The 5,632-nt window shown below is 46.4% G+C and carries 5 protein-coding genes and 1 tRNA gene; 3 read left to right on the forward strand and 3 right to left on the reverse strand.

Annotated features, from left to right (window positions below):
* Window positions 1–665: 665 nt before the first annotated feature.
* Window positions 666–742: transfer RNA gene (locus KIV41_RS11505), tRNA-Pro, on the reverse strand.
* Between the two features lie 260 nt (window positions 743–1,002).
* Here KIV41_RS11505 and KIV41_RS11510 point away from each other — a divergent pair.
* From KIV41_RS11510 to rluF, 3 genes are all read left to right on the forward strand, one after another.
* Entirely contained in the window at window positions 1,003–1,143 is a 141-nt protein-coding gene (locus tag KIV41_RS11510; protein WP_005382236.1) for a DUF3149 domain-containing protein, read from the forward strand.
* Between the two features lie 133 nt (window positions 1,144–1,276).
* Window positions 1,277–1,858, forward strand: a complete 582-nt coding sequence (smrA, locus tag KIV41_RS11515; protein ID WP_285336433.1) for a DNA endonuclease SmrA — start codon at window positions 1,277–1,279, stop codon at window positions 1,856–1,858.
* Between the two features lie 104 nt (window positions 1,859–1,962).
* Window positions 1,963–3,117: a 23S rRNA pseudouridine(2604) synthase RluF gene (gene rluF / locus KIV41_RS11520; RefSeq protein WP_005438611.1), complete on the forward strand. Its 1,155-nt coding sequence runs from the start codon at window positions 1,963–1,965 to the stop codon at window positions 3,115–3,117.
* Between the two features lie 64 nt (window positions 3,118–3,181).
* On the opposite strand, the gene ybaK is transcribed toward rluF, so the two are convergent.
* Window positions 3,182–3,655 carry a Cys-tRNA(Pro) deacylase gene (gene ybaK, locus KIV41_RS11525; protein ID WP_005438610.1) on the reverse strand — a complete coding sequence of 158 codons (474 nt, stop codon included), beginning with the start codon at window positions 3,653–3,655 and terminating at the stop codon, window positions 3,182–3,184.
* A gap of 91 nt (window positions 3,656–3,746) precedes the next feature.
* Window positions 3,747–5,408 (reverse strand): bifunctional UDP-sugar hydrolase/5'-nucleotidase UshA, encoded by a 1,662-nt coding sequence (gene ushA / locus KIV41_RS11530; RefSeq protein ID WP_285336434.1) that lies wholly within the window; start codon window positions 5,406–5,408, stop codon window positions 3,747–3,749.
* Between the last annotated feature and the right edge of the window lie 224 nt (window positions 5,409–5,632).

The raw sequence follows: 5,632 nt of genomic DNA on the forward strand, positions 1-5,632 counted from the left end.
ATTCGGGATTCGGGATTCGACTTTATTTTGCTTTTCTAGGAGCAAGTTCCGTCAACACCTTCTTAATAAAAATACCTTTTCTCTATACTCTCAACGAGTACCTCTCGATTCCAAAAGCGAAACGCACCCGACTCTCGGAGCGTAGCGTTACTAACTGAGAGGTTCCCGACTGCGCTCCTTCGTCGCTTTCGGGAATGACGCCTTTGAATTCAGTGCTTTTTATTCGTCATCCTCAAGAGCGAGGGACGAGCGAGTTGGGGATCTCTTACGTTTTCATTTACCAGTTGATGAAAGCTGATTTGCCTCAAAGCGTTCCTTCTCTCGCATCTCGAAGGGCAGAGTCTGTTCCCGAAGCGAAGCGCTCTCGATTCAAAAAGCCGTAAAACGCAAAAAAGCCGTAGCAATTCTGCTACGGCTTTCTCTAATACGGTCAGTGAAGAGCCATATTCTAACTTCAGGCGAACCCCATTTGGTTCGATACTATCAAAGCCAAATTTGCGACCGTGGAAACGACGAAAGCCTGCTCATTGAGCAGGCTTTCTAAATATGGTCGGTGAAGAGGGATTCGATTGGACTGGCATTCCAGACCCCGCCCCTCTGGTTCCAAATAAATATCACCAAATACGAAAAAGGCTCTACATTTCTGTAGAGCCTTTTTCTCAATATGGTCGGTGAAGAGGGATTCGAACCCCCGACCCTCTGGTCCCAAACCAGATGCGCTACCAAGCTGCGCTATTCACCGAGATGTTTAACTGAGGACTTATCCCCGTCAACGGATGCGTATATTACGGATTCTCCGCAGAGACGCAAGTGCTTTTTCAAAAAAAACGTAATGTCTTAATTCGTTTGATTATTTACTAAACACTAGCACGTAAAATGTGACTAAGAACCCACAATAAAACACAGTTTATTAACCTTGGCAACATAATTGATCCAGATCAGTGTGCAAAAAAACACCACCCATTAACGTTATCCATGTCGGAAATATCTTGGAGGAAACATATGGACTTTTGGCTTGATCTCCTATTTGGTAATGCGGTGGGGCTATCGTCAATGATAGTAATCTTTGGGGCAATTGGTCTGATGCTATTTTACGGCGGTTTCTTCATTTACAAGATTATGAACGACAAATCTCCTCACTAGATCTCGCTTAGCTCTAGAAACGCTTTGCACCGGAGTTGGTTATTTGCCTGCTCCGGTTTTTTATTTGATCTCAATGCACCACTCCTTGATATAATCTTACTATTCCGACCTTGTTCTTTATGAGATTGCCGTTATGTCTCAAGACGACGATTTTGATCTGTTCCAACAGATGATGGGCGATGTAAAGCCTATCGACCACGACACTGCAGAGCATAAAAAAGTGCATCAAGTAACGGGTGCTCAATTAGCGAAACGCGAAGCTGCAATTTGGCTCACTCAAGATAATCCCGAGTACTTGTCGATTGACCATGCAGAAATGCTCAAACCCGATGACTTTATCGAGTTCAAACGCGATGGTGTACAAGATGGCGTATACCGCAAGCTGCGCCTTGGTAAGTACCCGATTCAAGCTCGACTTGATCTGCACCGTAAAACGCTAAAAGAAGCGCGCGACGAAGTCGTTAAATTCCTCAAGCAATGTATTGAGATGGACATCCGAACGGTCGTCATCGTGCATGGCCGTGGCGAACGTTCAAATCCACCAGCATTAATGAAGAGTTTTGTCGCGAGTTGGTTGCAACAGATCCGAGAAGTGCAATGTGTTCACAGTGCTCAACGATTCCACGGTGGCAGTGGTGCTGTGTACGTTCTATTAAGAAAGAGTGCTGAAAAGAAAATGGAGACCCGTGAACGTCATCAAAAACGTTTAGGCTAACCGGATTCTCGGTGCTAGAATGCCCGACCTTATCTCGCCTTGCTGCTTTTAATTAGCAGCAGGCACTTCAATTAACCGCCGTTGTGAAACGTTAGGAGACTTACATGTCACAAGACAACGCAAAACGCTTAAACAAATACATCAGCGAAACGGGCTTCTGCTCGCGTCGTGAAGCAGACCGCCTTATCGAGCAAGGCCGCGTCACTATTAATGGTCAACAACCAGAGATGGGCACCAAAGTACTGCCAGGCGATGATGTGTGCGTGGATGGCAACCCTGTTGCAGCGAAAGAAAAACCAATTTACATCGCGTTGAACAAACCAACCGGTATCACTTGTACTACTGAGCGTGATATTCCGGGCAACATCGTTGATTTCATCGGTCACAAAAAGCGTATCTTCCCTATCGGTCGTCTGGATAAACCTTCCGATGGTTTGATCTTCCTTACTAACGATGGCGACATCGTAAACAAGATCCTTCGTGCCGGTAACAACCACGAGAAAGAATACGTTGTACGCGTTGATAAGCCAATCACCGGTGAATTCCTTAAGCAGATGTCGAGCGGCGTGAAGATCCTTGATACGGTTACTCTGCCTTGTAAAGTAGAGAAAGAAACCAAATTCTCTTTCCGTATCGTACTGACTCAAGGTTTGAACCGTCAGATCCGTCGTATGTGTGAAGCGCTAGGCTACGAAGTTTTCAAACTGCGTCGCGTACGTATTATGAACATCTCACTTGATGGCATTCCTAACGGTAAGTGGCGTTACCTAAGTGACGACGAAGTGGCAGAGATCTTAGCAATGTGTGAAGGCTCTGTGGGCACAGAAGAAGCATCAAAAACAGATTCTAGAGGCCGCAACATTCGTAAAGCGACCGACGCGAAACTGTACGATAGCCGTGAAGAGAACCAAGGTTCAACGGCGCGCCGCAACCAGAAAACACGTACTTTCCGAGGCAACAACGCAGATGAGTTCCGCCATGCACCGAACTCGAAGAAAGGCCAACAGCGTCGTCAGCGTGATGATGAAGGCGGACGTCCAGCAAAAGAGCATTACAAAGCGAAACCACAAGGTGAACGCAGCAGACCGCAAGGCGAGCATGGTAAATCGCACCGTAAGCCAGATGCATCGAGCAATACGCACTCAGCAAACAAACCTCAATCACCGAGTAAGCCTAAGCAGCATTACATGAATCCAAATGCCGCGAAGCCAAGCAAACCAGCTAAACGCACTGGTGGTACATTGAGTCTGAAGAAGTAACGCTTCACTGACTGGCAAGATCAAAAAAGGACGCTCATGGGCGTCCTTTTTATTTGTCATGTCTTTACAGACAAAGAGGGGCAAACTGACCACGAGTTAAGCTCAATAAATCTTTCGGTGCTAACTCGATTTCTAAACCACGTTTACCTGCACTCACACAGATTGTGTCTTGCTCTGTTGCGCTTTCGTGCAAAAAAGTCGGCAGCGCTTTCTTCTGCCCTAATGGGCTAATCCCACCAACAACATACCCTGTGGTCTTTTGCGCGATTTCGGGATCGGCCATATCGGCCTTTTTGCCCTTCGCTGCTTTCGCCGCCAGTTTTAGGTTCAGCTTTTGATCAACTGGGATAATCGCAACCGCAAGGTTCTTTGGCTCGCCGTTCAAACAGAACAACAAGGTTTTGAATACTTTCTTTGGATCTTGTCCCAATACCTCAGCCGCTTCTAATCCATAGCTGTCTGCTCTTGGATCGTGCTCGTATTGGTGAATGGTGTGTGTAACTTTTTTCTTTTTCGCAAGATTAATGGCCGGAGTCATCAAGATTCTCCTTATAAAACAAAAAACGCTGCACCTAGTGAGGGGCAGCGCTTTAAGTTAATGGTATCAGCGACTTTGAGTCAATCGCTTTTTACTTGTAAACGATGTCACCAGAAGTCGCGTACTCATTTACGTCAATTGGACTGTGTGACTCCAAGAACTCTTTCAGTACCTCTGCATCCGTAAAGCCCGTGTTGACGTAACCCGGATGAGTATTCACTTTCGGGTAACCATCACCACCTGACGCATTGTAGCTTGGTACAGTAAAGCGGTATTGACCATCTAAGCGAAGTTGTTTTTCACCGATGAAAACATTCGATACTTTGCCATTTTCAACCGTCATGGTAATACCTGCAAACTGAGCGTAAGCACCTGAGTCAACTGGCTTTGTCGCCACAACGTTTAAGTAATCGAGTACTTCTTTACCCGACATATCGACGTAAGACACCATGTTGCCAAATGGCTGAACCGTCAGCACGTCTTTGTATGTGATGTCGCCTGCTTCAATCGAATCACGCACACCGCCTGAGTTCATCACAGCGAAGTCCGCTTTAGCGCGCTCCATGTGGGCTGTTGCAATCAAACGACCAAGGTTAGTTTGTTGGAAACGAACGACGTTGCGGTCACCTTCTAGCTTACCGTTAGATTCGGCAATTTTTACATTCAACTGGCCCTGACCTTTTTCTTGGTAAGGGCGAAGGAAATCCAGCATTGCTGAGTCTTGTGCAATTTCATCTTGAACCAAGACACGTTGAGACTCGCCGTTCACTTTGATTTTCTTCTTCAAGTTAACCGGAATCAGATCGTAGCTCACCATCGACAGTTCGCCGTTGCGGAACTCGTAATCAGCACGACCAACGTATTTACCCCACTCGTACGCTTGCACAATGTAAGTACCGTTTTGCTCATCTGGCTTACATTCATCACCCGGCTTAAAGTTCTTCTTAATGACGTTAGGGCCTTCCATGCAAACAGGCTCTTGTGAGTGACCACCCACAATCATGTCCAAATCACCTTCATTTAGGTAGCGAGCCAACGCCACGTCACCGGGAGCATTTACACCACGGTTGCCGTTTTCATAGTGACCCATGTGTGTCACTGCAAAAATAAGATCTGGCTTTTCAGTTTGCTTTAGTTCAGCAATCAGCTTTTTCGCTTCTTCTTTCGGGTCGCGGAAATCAACCTCGCCGATGTACTCTGGGTTACCCAGTTTTGCCGTGTCTTCTGTCGTAAGGCCAATCACTGCAATCTTGATGCCTTGCTTGTTGAACATGGCATAAGGTTGAAACAATCGCTTGCCGGTTTCTTTGCCGTAAATGTTGGCAGACAGCATCGGGAAGTTTGCCCACTCTTGCTGTTTGAACAACACTTCCAGTGGGTTATCGAATTCGTGGTTACCCAGCGCCATTGCGTCGTAACCAATCTTACTCATGCCTTTGAAATCAGGCTCAGCATCTTGTAAGTCAGACTCAGGAACACCAGTGTTGATATCACCACCTGATAGTAGAAGCACGCTACCGCCTTCGGCTTGAATCTCTGCACGCAGTTCATCAATCAGCGTCTTACGTGCCGCCATGCCGTACTCACCGTACTTGTTTTGCCAAAAACGACCGTGGTGGTCATTGGTGTGCAGTACGGTCAGTTTGTAAGTTGTGTCTTCATTCCATTCGTGTGCTGGTTGCGTGGCACATCCGGCAAGAGTTGCCAAGATAGCTGCGCTCAAAGCGGTTTTTACAATCAGGCGTTGCTTCATTGTTTTACCTTTTTATCGTCTGGGGTCCACTGCATTACACGCTCAGCAAACAAGAAATAGGGTTCTCATTGTGCTCAAACGCGCAAACTTGGCGCTAGTGTAAATCACTAAGGTATTGATTTCATGTTTCTGCGACGCACTTTACTCATAGCAAACCAATTCGCCGCACATCTAAGCAAATTATAGACATAATCAAGGTGGTGTAAGGAAGCGAGAAGCGAGAA

The sequence above is a fragment of the Vibrio sp. D401a genome, assembly GCF_030248515.1.
GTDB classification, from domain to species: domain Bacteria; phylum Pseudomonadota; class Gammaproteobacteria; order Enterobacterales; family Vibrionaceae; genus Vibrio; species Vibrio rotiferianus.

Bases quoted from the DNA above. Each gene is read 5' to 3' on its own strand.
- smrA (WP_285336433.1), top strand. From the start codon at position 1,277: ATGTCTCAAGACGACGATTTTGATCTGTTCCAACAGATGATGGGCGAT.
- KIV41_RS11510 (WP_005382236.1), top strand. From the start codon at position 1,003: ATGGACTTTTGGCTTGATCTCCTATTTGGTAATGCGGTGGGGCTATCG.
- rluF (WP_005438611.1), top strand. From the start codon at position 1,963: ATGTCACAAGACAACGCAAAACGCTTAAACAAATACATCAGCGAAACG.
- ushA (WP_285336434.1), bottom strand. From the start codon at position 5,408: ATGAAGCAACGCCTGATTGTAAAAACCGCTTTGAGCGCAGCTATCTTG.
- ybaK (WP_005438610.1), bottom strand. From the start codon at position 3,655: ATGACTCCGGCCATTAATCTTGCGAAAAAGAAAAAAGTTACACACACC.